Annotated in this window: 17 protein-coding genes; 9 read left to right on the forward strand and 8 right to left on the reverse strand. The window is 66.0% G+C overall.

Annotated elements, in window-relative coordinates; genetic code table 11:
* Positions 1–134: 134 nt before the first annotated feature.
* Positions 135–1,265 carry a tRNA 2-thiouridine(34) synthase MnmA gene (gene mnmA / locus AC1MCD_RS13070; protein ID WP_498672569.1) on the reverse strand — a complete coding sequence of 377 codons (1,131 nt, stop codon included), beginning with the start codon at positions 1,263–1,265 and terminating at the stop codon, positions 135–137.
* A 207-nt stretch (positions 1,266–1,472) separates the two neighbouring features.
* Between mnmA and AC1MCD_RS13075 the strand changes: the two genes are divergently transcribed.
* Entirely contained in the window at positions 1,473–2,729 is a 1,257-nt protein-coding gene (locus tag AC1MCD_RS13075; protein ID WP_498672571.1) for an NAD(P)/FAD-dependent oxidoreductase, read from the forward strand.
* Here AC1MCD_RS13075 and AC1MCD_RS13080 read toward each other — a convergent pair.
* Positions 2,705–3,937, reverse strand: a complete 1,233-nt coding sequence (locus AC1MCD_RS13080) for a cysteine desulfurase family protein (protein WP_498672572.1) — start codon at positions 3,935–3,937, stop codon at positions 2,705–2,707. The two genes, AC1MCD_RS13075 and AC1MCD_RS13080, sit on opposite strands and share 25 nt — an antisense overlap.
* Before the next feature lie 33 nt (positions 3,938–3,970).
* Positions 3,971–4,645: a helix-turn-helix transcriptional regulator gene (locus tag AC1MCD_RS13085; protein WP_498672574.1), complete on the reverse strand. Its 675-nt coding sequence runs from the start codon at positions 4,643–4,645 to the stop codon at positions 3,971–3,973.
* Positions 4,646–4,735: 90 nt separating this feature from the next.
* Here AC1MCD_RS13085 and AC1MCD_RS13090 point away from each other — a divergent pair, with 90 nt between their 5' ends.
* Positions 4,736–5,161 carry a hypothetical protein gene (locus AC1MCD_RS13090; RefSeq protein ID WP_498672576.1) on the forward strand — a complete coding sequence of 142 codons (426 nt, stop codon included), beginning with the start codon at positions 4,736–4,738 and terminating at the stop codon, positions 5,159–5,161.
* Between the two features lie 14 nt (positions 5,162–5,175).
* Here the strand turns inward: AC1MCD_RS13090 and AC1MCD_RS13095 are convergent, their stop codons facing one another.
* Positions 5,176–5,889, reverse strand: coding sequence for a hypothetical protein (locus AC1MCD_RS13095; protein WP_498672578.1), 714 nt, complete (start codon positions 5,887–5,889; stop codon positions 5,176–5,178).
* A 147-nt stretch (positions 5,890–6,036) separates the two neighbouring features.
* Here AC1MCD_RS13095 and AC1MCD_RS13100 point away from each other — a divergent pair, with 147 nt between their 5' ends.
* The 4 genes from AC1MCD_RS13100 (at position 6,037) to AC1MCD_RS13115 (ending at position 9,162) form a co-directional block, all read left to right on the forward strand.
* A complete protein-coding gene (locus AC1MCD_RS13100) occupies positions 6,037–7,005 on the forward strand; it encodes a J domain-containing protein (RefSeq protein ID WP_498672580.1) in 969 nt (322 codons plus the stop codon).
* Positions 7,006–7,014: 9 nt separating this feature from the next.
* Complete coding sequence (locus AC1MCD_RS13105; RefSeq protein WP_498672582.1) at positions 7,015–7,482, forward strand: tRNA (cytidine(34)-2'-O)-methyltransferase; 468 nt, start codon at positions 7,015–7,017, stop codon at positions 7,480–7,482.
* Between the two features lie 206 nt (positions 7,483–7,688).
* Complete coding sequence (gene sigK, locus AC1MCD_RS13110; RefSeq protein ID WP_498672584.1) at positions 7,689–8,297, forward strand: ECF RNA polymerase sigma factor SigK; 609 nt, start codon at positions 7,689–7,691, stop codon at positions 8,295–8,297.
* 1 nt (position 8,298) lies between these two features.
* The gene (locus AC1MCD_RS13115; RefSeq protein WP_498672586.1) at positions 8,299–9,162 is read left to right on the forward strand and encodes an anti-sigma factor; all 864 of its coding nucleotides are present in this window, start codon (positions 8,299–8,301) and stop codon (positions 9,160–9,162) included.
* Positions 9,163–9,197: 35 nt separating this feature from the next.
* Here AC1MCD_RS13115 and AC1MCD_RS13120 read toward each other — a convergent pair whose 3' ends face one another.
* The 4 genes from AC1MCD_RS13120 to AC1MCD_RS13135 all read right to left on the reverse strand — a co-directional run bounded on the left by AC1MCD_RS13120 (position 9,198) and on the right by AC1MCD_RS13135 (position 13,559).
* Positions 9,198–9,980: a PIG-L deacetylase family protein gene (locus AC1MCD_RS13120; RefSeq protein WP_498672588.1), complete on the reverse strand. Its 783-nt coding sequence runs from the start codon at positions 9,978–9,980 to the stop codon at positions 9,198–9,200.
* A complete protein-coding gene (locus AC1MCD_RS13125; protein WP_498672589.1) occupies positions 9,980–10,933 on the reverse strand; it encodes an electron transfer flavoprotein subunit alpha/FixB family protein in 954 nt (317 codons plus the stop codon). Before AC1MCD_RS13125 ends, AC1MCD_RS13120 begins: the two co-directional genes overlap by 1 nt.
* Positions 10,934–10,947: 14 nt before the next feature.
* Entirely contained in the window at positions 10,948–11,739 is a 792-nt protein-coding gene (locus AC1MCD_RS13130) for an electron transfer flavoprotein subunit beta/FixA family protein (RefSeq protein ID WP_190989427.1), read from the reverse strand.
* Between the two features lie 233 nt (positions 11,740–11,972).
* Positions 11,973–13,559, reverse strand: a complete 1,587-nt coding sequence (locus AC1MCD_RS13135; RefSeq protein ID WP_498672590.1) for a S1C family serine protease — start codon at positions 13,557–13,559, stop codon at positions 11,973–11,975.
* A gap of 285 nt (positions 13,560–13,844) precedes the next feature.
* Between AC1MCD_RS13135 and AC1MCD_RS13140 the strand changes: the two genes are divergently transcribed.
* From AC1MCD_RS13140 to AC1MCD_RS13150, 3 genes are all read left to right on the forward strand, one after another.
* Positions 13,845–15,893 carry a TPM domain-containing protein gene (locus AC1MCD_RS13140; RefSeq protein WP_498672591.1) on the forward strand — a complete coding sequence of 683 codons (2,049 nt, stop codon included), beginning with the start codon at positions 13,845–13,847 and terminating at the stop codon, positions 15,891–15,893.
* A 107-nt stretch (positions 15,894–16,000) separates the two neighbouring features.
* Positions 16,001–16,792, forward strand: a complete 792-nt coding sequence (locus AC1MCD_RS13145) for a PspA/IM30 family protein (protein WP_498672593.1) — start codon at positions 16,001–16,003, stop codon at positions 16,790–16,792.
* A gap of 127 nt (positions 16,793–16,919) precedes the next feature.
* Complete coding sequence (locus AC1MCD_RS13150; RefSeq protein ID WP_498672594.1) at positions 16,920–18,377, forward strand: cryptochrome/photolyase family protein; 1,458 nt, start codon at positions 16,920–16,922, stop codon at positions 18,375–18,377.
* Positions 18,378–18,399 lie beyond the last annotated feature (22 nt).

Genomic DNA, 18,399 nt, shown 5'->3' on the forward strand with positions numbered 1-18,399 from the left:
CTCGAGCGGGCAGCGCGCTGTCCTGATGCCTAGATTCAATCAGACGCCGGACTCATCAACCGGCATTTTTGTGAGTTGAGACACAAAATTTACCTGAGCATGGAGAAGATTCTGCTCGGGCTGACCAGAGCAGCCTAAAGTTCGGCGCGCTGCAACGAACGGGCGGCGTCGATAGTGGCCTGGCCGAGCACACGGGTGCCCTGGTATAGGACCACCGTCTGGCCGGGAGCCACTCCCCGCAGCGGTTCGGTCAGGGTCACCAGCAGCTGTGGCGCCTCCTCGCCGGGAACGGGCACCATGCGCGCGGTTGCCGGCACGGGGTCGCCGTGCGCGCGGACCTGCGCATGGCACTCAAACTCGGCACCCGTTTCGATTTCCGCAATCGGCAGCCCGGCCCAAGAGACCTTGATGCCGCGGATCTCGTCGATGGCCAGCAGCGCCTGAGGCCCCACCACTACCTTGTTTTCCTTGGGCCGGATTTCCAGCACAAACCTTGGCTTGCCGTCCGCTGCGGGCGTGCCCAGCTTCAGGCCGCGGCGCTGGCCCACAGTAAAGGCGTTCGCACCCGGATGCTCGCCCACCTTGGATCCGGTCTCATCCACGATGTCACCGGTGGTCATCTCGATTTTTTCGGCGAGCCAACCGGCGGTGTCGCCGTCGGGGATGAAGCAGATGTCGTGGCTGTCCGGCTTGTTGGCCACGGAGAGCCCGCGGCGCTCGGCCTCTGCCCGCACTTCAGCCTTGGACGGCGTCTCCGCCAACGGGAACATGGAATGCTTGAGCTGTTCGTGGGTCAGCACGCCCAGAACGTAGCTTTGGTCCTTGGCCCAGTCTGCTGCGCGGTGGAGCTCCGGGTTCCCGTCGGCGTCGGTGATCACCTTCGCGTAATGCCCTGTGCAGACGGCATCGAATCCCAGGGCAATGGCTTTCTCCAGCAGGGCGGCAAACTTGATCCGCTCGTTGCAGCGCATGCAGGGATTGGGGGTACGGCCGGCAGCGTATTCGTCGATGAAGTCCTGGACGACGTCTTCCTTGAAGCGTTCCGAGAAGTCCCAGACGTAATAGGGAATGCCCAGCACATCGCAGGCGCGCCAGGCGTCGCGCGAGTCTTCGATGGTGCAGCAGCCGCGGCTGCCCGTCCGCAGGGTGCCTGGCATCCTGGACAGCGCAAGGTGAACGCCGACGACGTCGTGGCCGGCTTCAACGGCACGTGCTGCGGCTACGGCGGAGTCGACTCCGCCGCTCATGGCTGCTAAGACTCGCATGCTGGCTTTCTTTTGGGATCAGGGGGCCGCAGGCCTCCGTGGCGGCCCCCTGTTCAAGTGGCGGCCGCACAAGTAACACAATGCCTGCCGCACTATTGTATCGGCACGCCGAATGCTACCCAAAAGACCTTGACTGCCACACCCCCCGCTTCTAAAGTCAGGGTAAACAGTTTTAGAATCGGTGGAGCAAATCGGAAGCGGGCGGACATGGCTGTTCAGGACATCGTCATAGCAGGTGGCGGGCTGGCAGGCGCCACCGCCGCCAAGACCCTGCGGGCTGAAGGTTTCACCGGACAGGTGACACTTGTCGGTGCCGAACACCACCACCCTTACCTGCGTCCGCCGTTGTCCAAGGAGTACCTGCTGGGCAAGGCCGCAGAGGACACCGTCCCGGTGGTGCCGCACGGCTGGTACGCAGAGAACGACGTCGGCCTCCGCCTCGGCGTCCGGGTCACCGCTATCCGGGCGGCGGAGCGGACAGTGCAGCTGGACGACGGATCGTCCCTGGCGTACGGCTCCCTGCTCCTGGCCACCGGGGCATTGCCCCGGACGCTGCGGCTGCCCGGCAGTGACCTGGCCGGAGTCTCGACGTTCCGCACCTTGGATGACAGCAGGCAGCTCCGCGGACGCCTCGCTGCAGGCGGGAAAAATGTAGTGATGGTCGGTTCGGGATGGATCGGGATGGAACTGGCCGCTGCCGCGGCAACGTACGGTAATCACGTCACCCTGCTGGGGCTGGAGGATATTCCGCTTGCGGGCGCCATCGGCCCGGACCTCGGACGTTTCTTCCGGGATTTACACGAAGCGAACGGTATCAGTTTCCGGCTTCCCGCCTCGGCGCGGAAAATCACAGGAGAGGGCGGAGCTGTTACGGGTGTCATCACGGACGCCGGCGAACTGCTCCCTGCAGACATTGTCATCATCGCCGTGGGAGTGGTGCCTGACACGGCTCTGGCCCAGGCGGCCGGCCTGACGCTGGACAACGGCATCCTCACGGACGCCTCACTGCGGACCAGCGACCCCGGTATCTATGCCGCCGGCGACGTCGCCAACGCCATGCATCCCTTCACCGGCCAACACCACCGCAGCGAGCATTGGTCCAACGCCCTGAACGGGGGCAAGGTGGCAGCCCGGGCGATGATGGGCCAGGACGCCACGCTCAACACCATCCCGTACTTCTATACAGACCAGTTCGACGTCAGCATGGAATACTCGGGCTTCCCAACTCTGGCCGCCGGCGCCGAACCGGTCATCAGGGGGTCGCTGGCGGACAAGGAGTTCATCGCTTTCTGGCTGCACGACTCCCGGGTGGTGGCTGGCATGAGCGTCAACTGGCCGCGGAAAGTGCAGCCGGGTGCCCAGAAGGCCATCAAGGCCCTCATTTCGGCCCGGACGCCGGTAACGGCTGAGCGCCTGGCCGACCATGCCGCCGGGCTCGGTCAGCTCCTGCCGGAACCGGCCTGACGCGCCACAGTGCCCGCAGTCTGGATGGTCGATTCGTGTCCTGCCATTCCCGCCTGGCGCGCCCGCTCATAGGCGCCGGGGAGGGCCGCCAGCAAGGCATCCACGTCCGCGTCGGTTGAGGCGTGGCCGAGCGTAAAGCGCTGGGCGCCCCTGGCGGTTTCCTCGTCCAGGCCCATGGCCAGCAGCACATGGGACGGCCGCGGCACGCCGGCAGTGCAGGCTGAACCGGTGGATGACTCCACGCCGGCAAGGTCCAGCAGGAACAGCAGGGAATCCCCTTCGCAACCCGGGAACGTGAAGTGGGCGTTGCCGGGCAGGCGCTCCTCCCCCGGAGCTCCGCGCAGCACGGCCTCAGGTACGCGTTCGAGGACACCACTGATCAACCGGTCGCGGAGGGCCCCGATGCGGGCACTCTCCAATTCAAGGTGCGCAGTGGCAGCCTCGGCAGCCGCAGCGAACGCGGCAATGGATGCTGTGTCCAACGTCCCGGAGCGCACATCGCGCTCCTGGCCGCCGCCATGCTGCACCGGAGTAAGCTTGACCGCACGCCCCAGCAGCAGGGCCCCCACACCCACCGGACCGCCGATCTTGTGTCCCGAGACGGACATGGCGTCCAGGCCTGAAGCCTTGAAGTTTACGGGTAGGGATCCGAACGCCTGAACGGCGTCCGAATGAACCGGAACGCCGGCCGCGTGCGCCAGCTCCACAATCCGGTGCACCGGCTGAATGGTCCCCACCTCGTTGTTGGCCCACATCACCGTCACCAGGGCGATGGAGCCGGGGTCGCGTGACAGCTCGGCCGCCAGTGCCTCCAGGTCCACCACCCCGTCGCTGTCCACAGGCAACCAGGTGACCTCGGCGCCTTCGTGCCGCTCGAGCCATTCAACCGTGTCCAGCACCGCGTGATGCTCGACGGCGGAGCATAGGATGCGCCGCCGGGAAGGGTCTTCGCCCGAGCGGGACCAGAACAGGCCCTTGACCGCCAGATTGTCCGACTCAGTGCCGCCGGACGTAAAGATGACCTCCGAGGGATGGGCGCCGGCCGCCGTCGCGATGGCTTCCCTGGCGTCCTCCACGGAGCGGCGGGCGCGGCGGCCTGAGCCGTGCAGGGACGATGGGTTGCCGGTGCGGGAGAGTTCCCGGGTCAGGGCTGCCAGCGCCTCCGCAGAAAGTGGTGTGGTGGCTGCATGATCGAGGTAGACGGGCACGGAACAATTCTAGCCGCGTCGGCGGTCCTGGATTCAGGCCGCACTGATCCGTGCGGTGATCCTGGCGCAGCACTGGCCCTGCGCACTGTTCGGCGCGATGCGGTCCTCGGGCTCCCCGCATGCCGCAGCGGCGCCCCGGAGGAAGGAACCGTTCATGGCACAGACAACGTCCGGATGCCCGTCAGAAAGCCGGTGGAACGGGCAGTTGGCCAGCACCAGGCCGCCCTCCCCGTCGGGCCGGGGCTCGTAGCCCTCCCCTGCCATGAACTCCGCTAAGCCCTCCGCTCCGGCGGCGAGCTCCCGGCCCTTACTGTAGGACGTCATGCGCAGCGAGTCGCCCACCGCATCGCCGGTTGCCGCGGAGTGCTCGATGGCAGAGGCGAGGAGCTCTCCGGCCAGATCGTAGTTCCGGTCAGGCACCGAGGCGCTTACCTCACTAGCTGCCGGCCGATACAACTTGGCGGGGCGGCCGGAGCCCGGGCCGGCCTTGCCGGCGGCCTTGCGGAATTCCACTGCCAGCAGGCCATCCTGGACCAGCTTGTCGAGGTGGAAAGACGCAGTACTTCGCGGCAACCCCAGGGCATCGGCGGCGTCGTCACGCCCGACGGCACCGTCGGAGGAGGCAACCAGCTGGAAAAGCTGCCGGCGTTTTTCGTCGCCGAGCGAGGCAACGGCCGCCACGCGGCGGCCCCACGGAAGTCTGCGCACTAGGAACCCTTCATTCTAAAAACAACATCCATTGCTTAATCTGTCCGTTCTTTCTAAAATTATGATACCTACTTTTAGAAGGAGTGCACCATGAAAACCACCACAGAAAACACGTCAACTGGTCGCCTGCAATCGATGGCACCGGACCGGCAGGCGTTCTTCCTGCTCCGGACCGTGTTCACCGTGGCACCGATCCTCTTCGGCTTGGACAAATTCACCAACATCCTCACCGACTGGACCAACTACCTGGCTCCCGTTGCCACATCAGTTGTCCCCGTCACGCCGCAGACGTTTATGTACATCGTCGGCGTGGTGGAGATTATTGCCGGCATCATGGTGGCGGTCCGTCCCCGGTTCGGTTCGCTGCTGGTGGCCGTCTGGCTGCTCGGAATCATCATCAATCTGCTGGTCCTGGGCGAATACTACGACGTGGCCCTGCGGGACTTCGGCCTGCTGGTCGGCGCGCTCGCTCTGAACCGGCTCTCACCCGCCGCGTCCTGGCGCCGCCACAGCTAGTTCAGGCTTCACTGCTAGTTCGACGGCGGAACGATCACCAGGCGCACTGCCACCTCGGCCCGGGCCGCAGCCAGGGTGGCAGCATCGGGGCAGGAAACCGAGACATACACAGACGATGCGGCCGCGCCGAAGACCCTGGCCATAACGGCCGTTGATTTGGCGCCTGCCTGACCGGGTTCCTCCAGGACCAAAACCTCAACCTGCGGACCCGGTTTGTCAGGCTCGCCGCCCCACCGCAGCGTTGCCGCCTTCAGATAGGCGGGCAGGATGGTGGGGTCCAGGTAGGTGAACAGGCCAACGGTTGATTCCTTGTCATCCGCCAGGACCAGGGGGGACTGGTTGGCGCGCACCTTGGCCGCCACCAGGCAGCCGTCGGATTTCACGTACTGGCTCTCCCCTGCCACGCCTTCCCTAACCTGCGTCCAGCCTGGCGCGCTCTTGAGGCCGTCGGAGATCCCCACCGGAGCGCCCTCGGCCAGCGAGGCGCCGGCCGAAAACGGCATGTCCTTGGCTGCCACCGCCGCGGCATCATGGCCAGGCGTGATGGTGGGCGTGGCAAGCGCCGTGGCTGTCTGCGGGATCTTCGGGGCTTCGGGGTCCGGGACGCCCACGCTGCATCCTGCGAGCGCAATCACTCCCAGCAGTGCCCCTGCCACGAGTCCAGCTGCAGCCTGTGCCTTCACATCCACCCCAATATGCTCGCCGGACAGCCAACCGGCCGTCATCATCCAAGAGTCTAGACGGCGGCCGGTTCCGTTTCGTAAGCCGTGCCGGGAACCACTGCCACCCACAAAGACGTTGTGTGGACAGGCGGCTAAACTGGGCCAGCCGGGCTGCCTGCCGTGGACTGGCCAGACGAACAGAAGGATGAGTGCTTGACCGAGAGCAGCAGCTCCTACTACGAGGTGCTCCGCGTCGCGGTGACAGCCACCGACAAGGAAATCAAGGTGGCCTACCGCCGCGCGGCGCGGACGGCCCACCCGGACCACGGCGGCGACGCCGCCGCGTTCCGCCGGGTCACGGCAGCCTACGAAACCCTGATGGACCCCACTCGGCGGAAGGCCTACGACCGCTCCTATGCCGCGGGAACGTCCGGCACAACGGGTAGGGCCGCCTCGGAAGCGCACTTTGATGCGCCGGCGGCGGGGAGTCACGCCTCGGCCACCGTGCACCGGCCCAGCACGCCCCGCAACACCGCCGGCGACCCCGCACTCTACCTGCCTCCCTACGATGCCGCGGCGTTCCAAGCAGCCGGGACGGTTCCCCTCATCCCCTTCAGCCAGGCCACTCAGCAGGTTCACGGGATGCCGCGCAAACGCGGAATTTTTGTTGCTGAGGCCCGGATCCAGCGTGAGATGCGGACCGTGCAGCTCATCGCCCGGCAGGTGCTGCCGGCGATTCCGGCAGCCCGGCTGGTCAACGGGCTGCAGTCCCCTGCGGACAACAGCCACATAGACCACGCACTGCTGTCCGGCTACAGGCTGGCGCTTATCGGTTCCATGCTTCTGCCCAAGGGGGCTTACGCCTGGGATGGACAGGCCCTCAGGCATGGCGGCCGCTCCATTGCCCCGCCGCAGCTGGCCCACGTGGTGCGGGCCATGCAGGATATCTTCCCTGAATTGAACGTCACCGGCTGGACCGTCATCCACAGCCCCGACGGCAACCTCCACGAGCCGGTCATCGACCGCCACCGGCGCACGGCCGGCGCCGGCGAAACGGTGCAGGTGGTCAACGGGGCAGGCCTGGTCCGCGGCCTCAAACACTTCCTCTCCGCCGGGCCAGCGCCAAACACGGTCAACGTGCCCATCCTGGCCCGGCTGCTGCGCGGCATGCACACTGGCTAGGATTGGACCGTGTTCCGAATCCTCTTCCACTCCCCCGAAATCCCAGGCAATACCGGCAACGCCATCAGGCTGGCCGCGATCACCGGTGCCGAACTGCACCTGGTGGAACCCCTGGGCTTTGATTTCTCTGACGCGAAGCTCAGGCGGGCCGGCCTCGACTACCACGATCTCGCCGTCGTAACTGTCCACAAAACCCTCGCGGATGCCTGGCGGGAGCTGCAGCCGGAACGCGTCTACGCTTTTACCTCCGACGGCGCGGCCAGCTACGCTGACATTGCCTACAAGCCCGGAGATGTGCTGATGTTCGGCCAGGAATCCGTGGGCCTGCCCGACGACGTTAAGCGCGACCCGCACGTCACCGCCACGGTGCGGCTTCCCATGCTGCCCTCCCTCCGTTCGCTGAACCTCGCCAATGCCGCCTCCATTGCCGTGTACGAGGCCTGGCGCCAGCAAGGATTCGCCGGCGCCCAAATCTGACTGCCGCATTGGAGCCCATCCAGGCCCATCCATGACGCTGCCTGCACCGAATCACTCCTGACAGCAATTCCGGGATGACGAAGGAGCGGCGGGTGAGACTGTTACAGGCCCGGCCGGCCCTTGAGCCGTCTGCCTCGTCCGCTGCCTTGCGCAGCCCCGGCGTCGATGCCCCGGATCCACTCCCCGGAGACCTATGCTTGGTAGTGATGGAAACTCCCAACGCTCCAAACTTCGAGTCCCCGGCCGCAGTCACAGACTCCCCGGCGGATCTCAGCCAGCGCCTGGGCGGTCTGCTCGCCCGGGTTGCCGGCGGAGACCAGGCAGCGTTTGCCGAGTTCTATCGGCTGACCTCGCGCAGGGTTTTTGGGATGGCCCGCCGGGTCCTCATCGATCCTGAGCTCAGCGAAGACACCACGCAGGAAGTTTTCCTCCAGGTCTGGCAGAATGCCGGGAAATTCAACCCCGAAGCGGGCAGTCCGCTGTCCTGGCTGATGACCATTTCCCATCGCCGGGCAGTGGACAAGGTGCGTTCCTCGCAGTCGGCCACCGACCGTGAAGCAAAGTATGGCGCCAGCAGCCAGGAGGTGGACCACGACTCCGTATCGGCCGAAGTGGACAGCAAACTGGAGGCAGAGGCGGTGGTCCGGTGCCTGGCAACGCTGACCGATACACAGCAGGAATCCGTGCGGCTCGCCTATTACGGCGGCCTCACGTACCGGGAAGTCGCGGAGAAGCTCAATGCGGCAGTTCCCACCATCAAGTCCCGCATCCGCGACGGACTGATCCGTTTGAAGACATGTCTGGGGGTGAGTTGAGATGACAGAAATGAATAGTCAGGGTGGCGCCCGCCGGCCGGGGTCGTTCGGCCTGGAGATCGCCGCCGACCTGGATGCCGGGCGGGCCGTGGACCTGGCCGAGCTCTATGCCTTGGACGCGGTCACTGATAGCGAACGCGCAGCCATCGACCGTTACGTCTCCGCCGCCCCGGCGGACGAGCGCAATTCCTTCCTGGAGCGTGTCCGCCAGGCGCGGGAAACCCTGGCCGTGTCGTTCACCGCACAGGAAGAACCCCCGGCAGATCTGTTCGACCGCATCGTGGCGCAGCTGCCCGCGCTCGCGCAACTGCCTGATGCCGGACCTGCTGCACCTGCTGCCATTTCGCCTGCCGATCAATCGCAGGCAGAGTCCACGGATGAGCTTTCCGCTGCCAGGGCAAGGCGGCAAGCGCGGCGCGGGCCTGCCGGTGCGCGCCGCTGGCTCGCCGCTGCGGCAGCTGCCGCGGTGATCGCCCTTGGTGGCGTGGCCGTAGGATCGTACGTCGCAGATCAGAACGATCCGCTGAACCAGGTGGTCCGGGCCGGGGACGTCCGCGAGGCGTCAGTTCCCGTGGCAGCAGGGGGAACGGCAACGGTCCTGATCTCGTCCTCGGAGGATGCCCTGGTAGTCAAGATGAACGGCGTGCCCGCACCGCCGGCCGGCAAGGTGTACCAGATGTGGCTGATCCCCAAGGACGGCTCCGCACCAGTGTCACAGGGCCTGATGGACGAAGAAGCGCTGTCCAAACCTGCCGTGGTGAAGGGTATCGCCAAGGCCGTTTCCTTGGGCATCACCGTGGAGCCGGTGGGCGGCTCCACTGCCCCCACGACCCCCACCGTGGCAGCCGCACCGCTGGGGGCCTGACGGCTGGCGGCTGACCGAGCTGGCAGGTTTACTGCCTAGAATCCGGCGATGGTCCCTGGACCGTTGACGGCCACCACGTGGAACGCTTCGGCGCTGCGGCCCTCCGGGAGGCCGCCTCGCCGGGCGTTTGCGCGCAGTCCGGCCCGGACCACCGCCTCCATGGCGGCAACGTCGGGGTGCTGGCTGACATGGACATGGATGGCGTCAAGCTTGGTGGCCACGTGGTCCGTGACGTCCACGAAATGGTTCTCGCGCTCGTCCGGCCCGGCATAGAGCCACAGCCACGGCAGTTTGTAGGCGGCCAGCCTGGCCTCGGCGAGCTCCGGGTAGGCGAAGGGGTTTTCCACCGCGGGATAGACGGCCCGGGTCACGGCCTCCCCCACTGCGAGGTGGTCCGGGTGGCTCTTCTGGATGCGTTTCCAGTTCCGTTCGGGATGCATCGCAAGCACGACGTCGGGGCGGACCTCGCGGATCAGCTTCACCACGGCCTTGATCACCTCGTGCGTGGGCTCCAGGTAGCCGTCGCGCTCGTGCAGGTAAAAAATATCGGTGACGCCCACAAGTCCGGCCGCCCGGCTTTGCTCCGCGGCCCTGAGGGCGACGATCTCTGCCCGGTGCGCCGGATCGAACCCGCCGGCGTCGCCGTCGGTCATGATGCAGTAACTGACGTGGACGCCGGCGGCTGTCCACGCGGAAATGGTGCCCGCGGCGGCGAAGTCGATGTCGTCCGGGTGGGCGGCGAAACAGAGCACCCGCCCAACCCGGTGTGTGGCCGGGTCGAACGGGCTCTGTGCTGGGACAGCGGGTTCAGCCACCATCAGCCTTTACGTTTCTTGATTTCTTCCGTGGCCTGGGGCAGGACGTCGAAAAGGTCCCCGATGATGCCGAAGTCGGCGATCTCGAAAACCGGCGACTCGGCGTCCTTATTGATGGCCACGATGACCTTGGCCGTCTGCATCCCGGCTTTCTGCTGGATGGCACCCGAGATGCCGGCCGAGATGTAGAGCTGCGGGGACACGGTCTTCCCGGTCTGGCCTACCTGCGCGTCGTGGCTGATCCAGCCGGCATCGGTGGCCGCACGGGAGGCACCCACCGCCGCACCCAGCGCATCGGCAAGTTCCTCCACGGGGCCGAAGTCGCCGTCGAGGCCACGACCGCCGGCAACCACAATGCGTGCGTCGGTGAGGTCCGGACGGCCGCTGGCCACTTTTTGCTCGCGCGAGGTGATGCGGGCAGCCGCTGCAGTGCCGTCGTCGGGAACCTCCACGGTGGATGTTTCAGGGGCGCTCGGCGCGGGCGCGGGCTCAGGAGTGACGCTGTTGGCCTTCAGGGTCAGCACGGAAACGGGCGTCTTGGCTCTGGCAGCGGTGGTGTAGGACCCTGCGAGGACCGACTTGTGCGCCGTGCCGTCGGCGTCCACCGCAACAACATCGGTGATCACGCCGGCGTTGAGCCTGATGCCAAGCCGGGCCGCGATTTCCTTGCCTTCTGGTGAGTTGTCCAGAAGTACTGTGCTGACGCCGGCTGCTGTGGCGGCGGCCGCGAGGTAGGCCGCCTTCGGCCCCACAAGGTAGTCATCCAGGTCTGCGACAGAAGGCTGGAAGACCGCAGTGACGCCATACTCGGCGAATGCCGCCGACACTGCCGGGTGCACCTCACCGTTGACGGCGACGGCCATTCCACCCAGGGCACGGCCCACGGTCAGCAGTTCCAGGCTGCTCTTCTTCAAAGCGTCTCCGGGGTTGTCAATGAATACAAGTACGTTAGCCATGTCTGTGATCCCTCTTAGAGCAGCTTCTGGGCGGCCAGGAAGTCGACGAGCTTGATGCCGGCGTCGCCCTCGTCGGTGATGATGGTGCCTGCGGTGCGTGGCGGACGTTCCGCGGCGGTGGTCACCGTGGTCCAGGATCCGGAGCGGCCCACCTGTGCCGGATCGACGCCGATGTCGGCCAGCGAGAGGGTGGTGATGCTCTTGCGCTTGGCGGCAATGATGCCCTTGAAGTTGGGGTAGCGCGGCTCGTTGATCTGGTCCGTCACGGAAACCACTGCAGGCAGCGGGGCCTCAACGGTCTCCGAGTACGTGTCGGCGTCGCGGCGGGCGGTGAGCCGGCCGCCGTCGACCGTTAGCGAGGACGCGAAGGTGACCTGCGGAAGGCCGAGGCGTTCGGCCAGCTGGGCCGGCACCAGGGATGTTTCACCGTCGGTGGAAGCCATGCCGGTGAGGACGAGGTCCACCCCGCCGACATGGCGGATGGCGGCTGCCAGCGCGAGCGAGGTCGCGGCGGCGTCGGAACCCGCCAGGGCGCTGTCCGTCAGGTGCACGCCCTCGGTGGCACCCATCTGGAGCGACTTCTTGACGGCGTTGACCGCGCCGGCGGGACCCATGCTCAATGCAATGACCTGGTTCCCTGCCTTCGCGCCGCCGCGGGCCTCGGCCAGCTGCAGGGCAGCCTCGAGCGCATATTCGTCGAGCTCCGAAAGGATGCTTTCGTCGCGGTCCGTGGTGTAGCCCTCCCCGTTGAGGTGACGGTCGAACTGGGCGTCCGGTACATGCTTGACCAGGACGATGATCTTCAATGTCTCTTCCACTGTGTTTACAGCAGCCTTCCATGCTTGTGGACAGCCAGCCGGGTGGGGTCATGGCCTCGGAACGCCCGGGGTACGGGTAGATCCTAGCTAACCATATAGTCGTGTTCCGTTGCCGTCCCGTTAACGCCTGTGTCAGAGTCCGGCGGGGCGTTTTTCGGAGACGCACGACGGCGGCGATCACCGTGGTGACCGCCGCCGTCGTTTGTTTCCTGCCGTACTTCCTACTGGTCCGCTGCGGTGCCCAGCGTCACGTCAAATGTCTGCTCCTGGCCGTTGCGCAGGACGGTGATCTTGACCGTGGACCCGCCGGCCTGTTCGCGGACGGCTGCCGTCAGCTGGTTGGGCTCGCTGACTGTCAGGTCGTTAAACTTGGTGATCACATCGCCCACCTTGATGCCGGCCTTGGCGGCTGCTGAATTCGCTTCAACCGTGGCCACGTCGGCTCCCACCGAGAAGCTGGACGAACTGCCTGAGGACTTGTCCCGGACACTGACGCCCAACTGGCCGTGGGATGCCTTGCCGGTATCGATGATCTCCTGCGCCACCCGCTTTGCGTGGTTGATGGGGATGCTGAAGCCCACGCCGATGTTTCCGCTGGAGGACGAGGAGGAGGAATCGGAGCCGGCGGAGGCGATGGCCACGTTGACGCCGATGATTTCACCCTTGGTGTTCACCAGGGCACCACCGGAGTTGCCGGGGTTGATGGCTGCATCAGTCTGGATCACATTAATGGCAATGGAACCCTGAGCCGTTGTGCTCTGGCCCTGTCCGCCGCCCGGAGGTGCGAACTGGAAGCCCTGATCGCCGCCCTGCGAGCTGTCGCCGTTCTTGGGTGCGGCCGAGGAGGCCACGCTGATGGTCCGGTTCAGGGTAGAAACGATGCCGTCCGTGACCGTACCGGTGAGGCCCAGCGGGGAGCCGATCGCAATTGCGGTGTCGCCGACGTTGAGCTGGCCGGAGTCGCCGAGGCTTGCCGGGGTGAGCCCGGAAGTGTCGTCCACCTTGATCACTGCAAGGTCGGACAGAGGATCGGTCCCCACCACGGTGGCCTTGAGGACCTTGCCCGTGCTGGTGCGCACCTCCAGGGCCGCGTTGGCTGTCTGGCCGTCGAGGGTCACCACGTGGGTGTTGGTGAGGATGTGCCCGTCGCCGTCCAGGACGATGCCCGAGCCGGTTCCGCCGGAGTTGCCGCTGGAGGCGCTGATGGTCACCACGCTGGGGGTCGCCTTGAGTGCGGCCGCCGTGATGGCGTTGACGTCGTCCTTGTTATTGACGATGACCGTCCCTGGCTGGCTGCCGGTGCTGCTGCTGACAGCCGAGGGTGAACCGTTGCCAAGGGCACCCGAACCGACAGTGGCCACGCCGCCACCCACAAGACCGGCGGCGAGGATGCTCGCCACCAGGGTCCCGACGCCGAATGAGGCCTTCCGGCGGGGAGCGTCGGCGGGATTGGGGGTCGAGTTGTACTGACCCGGGTTGTACTGACCCGTGTAGCCACCGGGCAGCGCTGAATGCACTCCCGGCTGGGCCTGCTGCTGGGCCTGCTGGTTGTACGGCTGCTGGTTCTGGGTCTGCTGGTTGTGGGCCGGCTGGCCGTAGAACGGATCGCGGGGAGGATAAACCGGACGGGGTGCACCAGGCAGCTGCTGCGTGGGGTTCTCAGGTGCCCCGGAGCGGTCCAGCTGCTCGGTCGGATTGGAGAGACCGCCAGCGTCGCTGCGGGCCTCCGCAGGGGTCTGGGCCGGATTCCGGTTCTCGTCCGGTTGCCGGTTATCAGGCGCTGCACCCGGGGTTGGGTTCTCAGTCATTGGACTTCCTTTCATCCTCGTCTGCATTAACTATGTACCGTCTGACTGGAACTGGGACGAACGTTGGCTGGGAGGTTCCTGAAAGCGTGCAAGCTGCTGCCCCTGGGTGCCCGCGGGTTTTCGCTGGTGGCATATTCGCCGCGGTGGACGCACCCAAAGGTGCACCATAGAATCAAAAGGAATTGCCACAGCGACCTGCGGCTTTACACCACGCGTGGGGGCGCTGCTGCATTCTGAGACGTTGATTCGTCCCGAATCGGTGTCAGGCGTGCTGAAGGGTTGCACATGCGGTCAAAGTTCAAACGTATCCTCGCCGTGATCGGCCTGACAGGGCTGCTCGCGGTTCCCGCCGGCGCGGCGTGGGCCGAAGACCCGGTGACTCTGGACCCGATATCAAAGGTAGTAGACAAGGCGGGAGTTCTCGGTGGCAAGCAGGCCGCGGTCCAAGACGCCATAAAGAAGCTCGGCACGGACCACCAGATGAACCTGTACGTCGTCTACGTCAAAACATTTACCAACCCCGATGTGCCCGCTGAATGGGCTGCCGAGGTGGCCACTAACGCGAAGCTGAGCAAGAACTCCATGCTCCTGGCCGTCGCCACCGATACTCGTAAATACCAGCTCAGCAAGCCTAGCAACAGCGCCATCAGCGATGCCAAGCGAGACAACATCATCAAGAGTGCCGTTGACCCCCAGTTGCGCGCTGGCGAGTGGGCTCAGGCAGCCATTGACACCGCGGCGGCCATTGGTGACGCCGCCGGCGGCGGAAGCGGCAACGTCCCTGGTGATGGAGCCGGCGCGGGCGTTCTTGTAGGGACGGGCGTCGTTGTTGCCGGTGGTGCCGGCGCGTACCTCTACTTCCGCAACAGGCGCAAGAAGGCAGCTCAGGCGTCCAGTGCCAGCTACGGACCGCAGGGCGCCGAACTCGATCCGCTTGCTTCGCTGAGCATCGAGGACCTCCGGCGCAAGAGCGGTTCCCTGATCATCGAAGCCGATGACGCCATCAAGTCCAGCGAGCAGGAGCTCGGGTTTGCCCAGGCGCAGTACGGCGACGCCGCGGTTGGCAACTTCACGAAGGCCCTGGCCGAAGCCAAAGCTCATATGTCCGAGTCATTCAAGCTCCAGCAACAACTGGACGATCACATCCCTGACACTGAAGAACAGCAGCGCAGCTGGTACGGCGAGATTATCCGCCGTTCAGAAGCGGCGCTCGGGTCGCTCCAAGAGCAAAAGGCCGACTTCGATTCGCTCCGTGAACTCGAGAAGAACGCCCCGCAGGCACTGGCAGCCGTAAGCGCCGGAGCACATGAGGCCGATGCGAAGATCTCCAGCGCTGAGCAGTCCCTCACAGCCTTGCGTGCCAAGTATGCGGACAGCGCCCTGGTCCAGGTGGCCGACAACATCACGCAAGCCAAGGAACGCCTCGCCTTCGTACAGAATGCCACGGCCACTGCCCAGGAGAAACTCACCGCCGGTGAAGGCAGCCTCGCCGCTGTGGCTGTGCGGGCATCTGAAGAGAGCCTGCACCAGACCAACGTCCTGCTGGACGCCATCGCCAAGGTGTCCACCAGCCTGGATGAGGCCCGCAACGGACTGGAGGCGGCCGTCGTCGAAACCTCCCAGGACCTTGCCCAGGCGAAAGCCATGATCCAGTCCGGTGAACATCCTGAACTGGCCGGCCCCGTAGCGGGCGTTGAAGCTGCCCTGGGCCAGGTGAAGGCGGAAATCCAGGGTGGGAAGATCGATCCCATCGCTACCCTGCAGCGCGTTGAAACCGCGCATCAGGCCCTGGACCAGTCCCTTACCGGCATCCGGAACCAGCAGGACCAGGCGCGCCGCGCCCAGGCCTCACTCCAGCAGACCATCATGTCGGCGCAGGCACAGATCAGCGCGACGTCCGATTACATCACCGCCCGGCGCGGTGGCGTCGGAACGGAAGCCCGTACCCGGCTTGCCGAGTCGCAGCGCAACCTCGACTACGCGCTCTCCATCTCCCGCAACGACCCTGTCACGGCACTCACGTACGCCCAGCAGGCGCACGCCCTCGCAGCCCAGGCAGCGCAACTGGCGCAGGCCGATGTCGACAACTTCGGTGGCTATGCCAACCAGGGCTTTGGCGGCGGCGGGATGTTCGGCGGCCGCGGCGGAGGCGGCGGCGGGCTCGGCGGCGCCATCCTTGGCGGAATCCTCATCAACTCCATCCTCAATGGCGGTGGAGGCGGCGGCTGGGGCGGCGGCCACAGTGACGGCGGAGGCTGGGGAGACGGCGGCGGTTTCGGCGGCGGCGACATGGGCGGCTGGGGCGGCGACTCCGGCGGCGGCGGAGACTTCTAGCATCGAAAGGCTAGGCGTCGTGGGGGCATCCCGCGACGAAAATAAGCGGTACAACAACTGTTCACTGATTCCAGTGGCCACCATTGAGCAGGACGAAAGGTAACACCATGGTTAAGCAGTCCATTTTCGGCCGCATCGCGCAGCTTGCAAAGGCAAACATCAACTCCTTGCTGGACAACGCTGAGGATCCGCAGAAGATGCTGGACCAGATGGTCCGGGACTACACAAACAACATTGCCGAGGCTGAGTCCGCTGTTGCCCAGACCATCGGAAACCTCCGGATGCTGGAGGACGACTACCGCGAGGACGTCAAGAACGCGCAGGACTGGGGCAATAAGGCCCTGGCGGCCTCGCGCAAGGCGGACGAATACCGGTCCGGCGGCGACGCCGTCGACGCCGAGAAGTTCGACAACCTGGCCAAGGTGGCCCTGCAGCGCCAGATGTCCGCCGAGAATGAGGCCAAGGGTGCAGAGCCCAGCATCGCCTCGCAGCGCGAAGTGGTGGACAAGCTCAAGACCGGCTTGGACCAGATGAAGGGCAAGCTCAACGAGCTGACCAGCAAGCGCAACGAACTGGTGGCCCGCTCCAAGACCGCCGCCGCGCAGTCCCAGGTGCACGATGCCATCAAGAGCATCGACTTCATGGACCCCACCAGCGAGGTTGGGCGTTTCGAAGAGAAGATCCGCCGCGAAGAGGCCAAAGTCCGCGGCCAGCAGGAACTTGCTGCGTCGAGCCTGGATGCCCAGTTCAACCAGCTCGAGGACCTCGGCGAGCAGACCGAGATCGAGGCCCGCCTCGCCGCCCTCAAGTCCGGCGGCGCCAAGCCGGCTATCGGCGCCTCGGGCGCGTCCGTCCCCTCCGGATCCACCGTGGACGAGGCTGACTTCGACAAGCTGTAACCAGTGGCGGCCCGCCGATCGGGCGGGTCCAGCAGGGGCCGGAGTTCATGACGAACTCCGGCCCCAGCCTTTTACCCGCCCAGGGCACTCTGCACGGCAGCCGCGCAGGGTGTGTAGCGTGGAGGCCATGGCCTCCCCCGTCGCATCCACCATTGTCTGGCTCCGTGATGACCTCCGGCTGGACGACAATCCCGCCCTGGCGCACGCCGTCGAAATCGGACTGCCACTGACCGTGGTGTACGTTCTCGACGAGGAATCCGCTGGAGTCCGGCCGCTGGGCGGGGCGGTCAAATGGTGGCTGCATCACTCCCTGGCGTCCCTTGGAGCGGCCCTGACGGATGCCGGCTCCACGCTGATCCTGCGGCGGGGACAGTCCGGACCGGTGATCCGCGGGCTTGCCGAGGAAACCGGCGCCAAGCACCTGCTGTGGAATCGCCGCTACGGCGGGCCTGAGCGGGCAGTGGACGCAGAAATCAAGGCCTGGTCTGCAGAGAACGGTATCGAAGCCGCAAGCTTCCAGGCCAACCTGCTCTTCGAGCCGTGGACCATCACTACGGGCAGCGGAGGCCCCTACAAGGTCTTCACACCGTTCTGGCGGGCCTGTACGGCGTCAGGCGAACCCCGCCCTCCCCTGGCCGCGCCGTCGCGCCTGCCCTCCCCGGCCAGCCTCGCCGATACCGGCTCGGGCACCGGCTCGGGGCAGGTCCGAAGTGACGCCCTGGCAGACTGGTCCTTGCTGCCCGTGTCCCCGGACTGGAGCGCCGGCCTGGCGCGGACCTGGCAACCCGGTGAGGCCGGGGCCCACAGCCGCCTGGACGATTTCCTGGACGGACCGGTGGAGGACTACGGCACCGGACGGGACGTGCCCGGAGTGGAAGGCACCAGCAGGCTGTCTCCGCACCTGCGCTTCGGCGAAATCAGTCCGTTCCGGGTCTGGCACGAGATCCGCCTCCGCTTTCCGCTCGAGGCAACTCCCGACGTCGGGATCTTCCGGTCCGAGCTTGGCTGGCGGGAATTCTGCTGGCAGCTGCTCTACGTCAACCCGCAGCTGGCCACCCGCAACTACCGCCCAGAGTTTGACTACTTCGACTGGCAGGAACCCACCGCCGCCGAACTCCACGCCTGGCAACAGGGCCGGACCGGGTATCCACTGGTGGACGCAGGGATGAGGCAGCTGTGGCAGACAGGCTGGATGCACAACCGGGTCCGGATGGCGGCAGCATCGTTCCTGGTCAAGAACCTGCTTGCCGACTGGCGGCTGGGCGAGGCGTGGTTCTGGGACACCCTGGTGGACGCCGATGCCGCCAGCAATCCGGCGAACTGGCAGTGGGTAGCGGGCTCAGGCGCCGATGCATCGCCCTATTTCCGGATCTTCAACCCGGTGACGCAGAGCAAGAAATTCGACGCCGAGGGCCGGTACCTTCGCGAGTTCATTCCCGAACTTGCCCCGCTGGACCGCAAGGCCATCCACGAACCGTGGAAAGCGACCGGCCTCGAGGGCTACCCCGCACCCGTGGTGGGGCTCCCCGAATCCCGCGAGCGTGCGCTGGCCACCTACCAGAGGCTCAAGGACAACCAGGACTAAGGCCCGGTCCGGGCGGGCCGGC

It is taken from the genome of Arthrobacter sp. BF1 (genome assembly GCF_056680215.1).

Excerpts from the sequence above, each read along its gene's own strand:
- mnmA (WP_498672569.1), bottom strand. The coding sequence starts at position 1,265 with ATGCGAGTCTTAGCAGCCATGAGCGGCGGAGTCGACTCCGCCGTAGCC.
- AC1MCD_RS13075 (WP_498672571.1), top strand. The coding sequence starts at position 1,473 with ATGGCTGTTCAGGACATCGTCATAGCAGGTGGCGGGCTGGCAGGCGCC.
- AC1MCD_RS13090 (WP_498672576.1), top strand. The coding sequence starts at position 4,736 with ATGAAAACCACCACAGAAAACACGTCAACTGGTCGCCTGCAATCGATG.
- AC1MCD_RS13095 (WP_498672578.1), bottom strand. The coding sequence starts at position 5,889 with ATGATGACGGCCGGTTGGCTGTCCGGCGAGCATATTGGGGTGGATGTG.
- sigK (WP_498672584.1), top strand. The coding sequence starts at position 7,689 with ATGGAAACTCCCAACGCTCCAAACTTCGAGTCCCCGGCCGCAGTCACA.
- AC1MCD_RS13115 (WP_498672586.1), top strand. The coding sequence starts at position 8,299 with ATGACAGAAATGAATAGTCAGGGTGGCGCCCGCCGGCCGGGGTCGTTC.
- AC1MCD_RS13120 (WP_498672588.1), bottom strand. The coding sequence starts at position 9,980 with ATGGTGGCTGAACCCGCTGTCCCAGCACAGAGCCCGTTCGACCCGGCC.
- AC1MCD_RS13125 (WP_498672589.1), bottom strand. The coding sequence starts at position 10,933 with ATGGCTAACGTACTTGTATTCATTGACAACCCCGGAGACGCTTTGAAG.
- AC1MCD_RS13135 (WP_498672590.1), bottom strand. The coding sequence starts at position 13,559 with ATGACTGAGAACCCAACCCCGGGTGCAGCGCCTGATAACCGGCAACCG.
- AC1MCD_RS13140 (WP_498672591.1), top strand. The coding sequence starts at position 13,845 with ATGCGGTCAAAGTTCAAACGTATCCTCGCCGTGATCGGCCTGACAGGG.
- AC1MCD_RS13145 (WP_498672593.1), top strand. The coding sequence starts at position 16,001 with ATGGTTAAGCAGTCCATTTTCGGCCGCATCGCGCAGCTTGCAAAGGCA.
- AC1MCD_RS13150 (WP_498672594.1), top strand. The coding sequence starts at position 16,920 with ATGGCCTCCCCCGTCGCATCCACCATTGTCTGGCTCCGTGATGACCTC.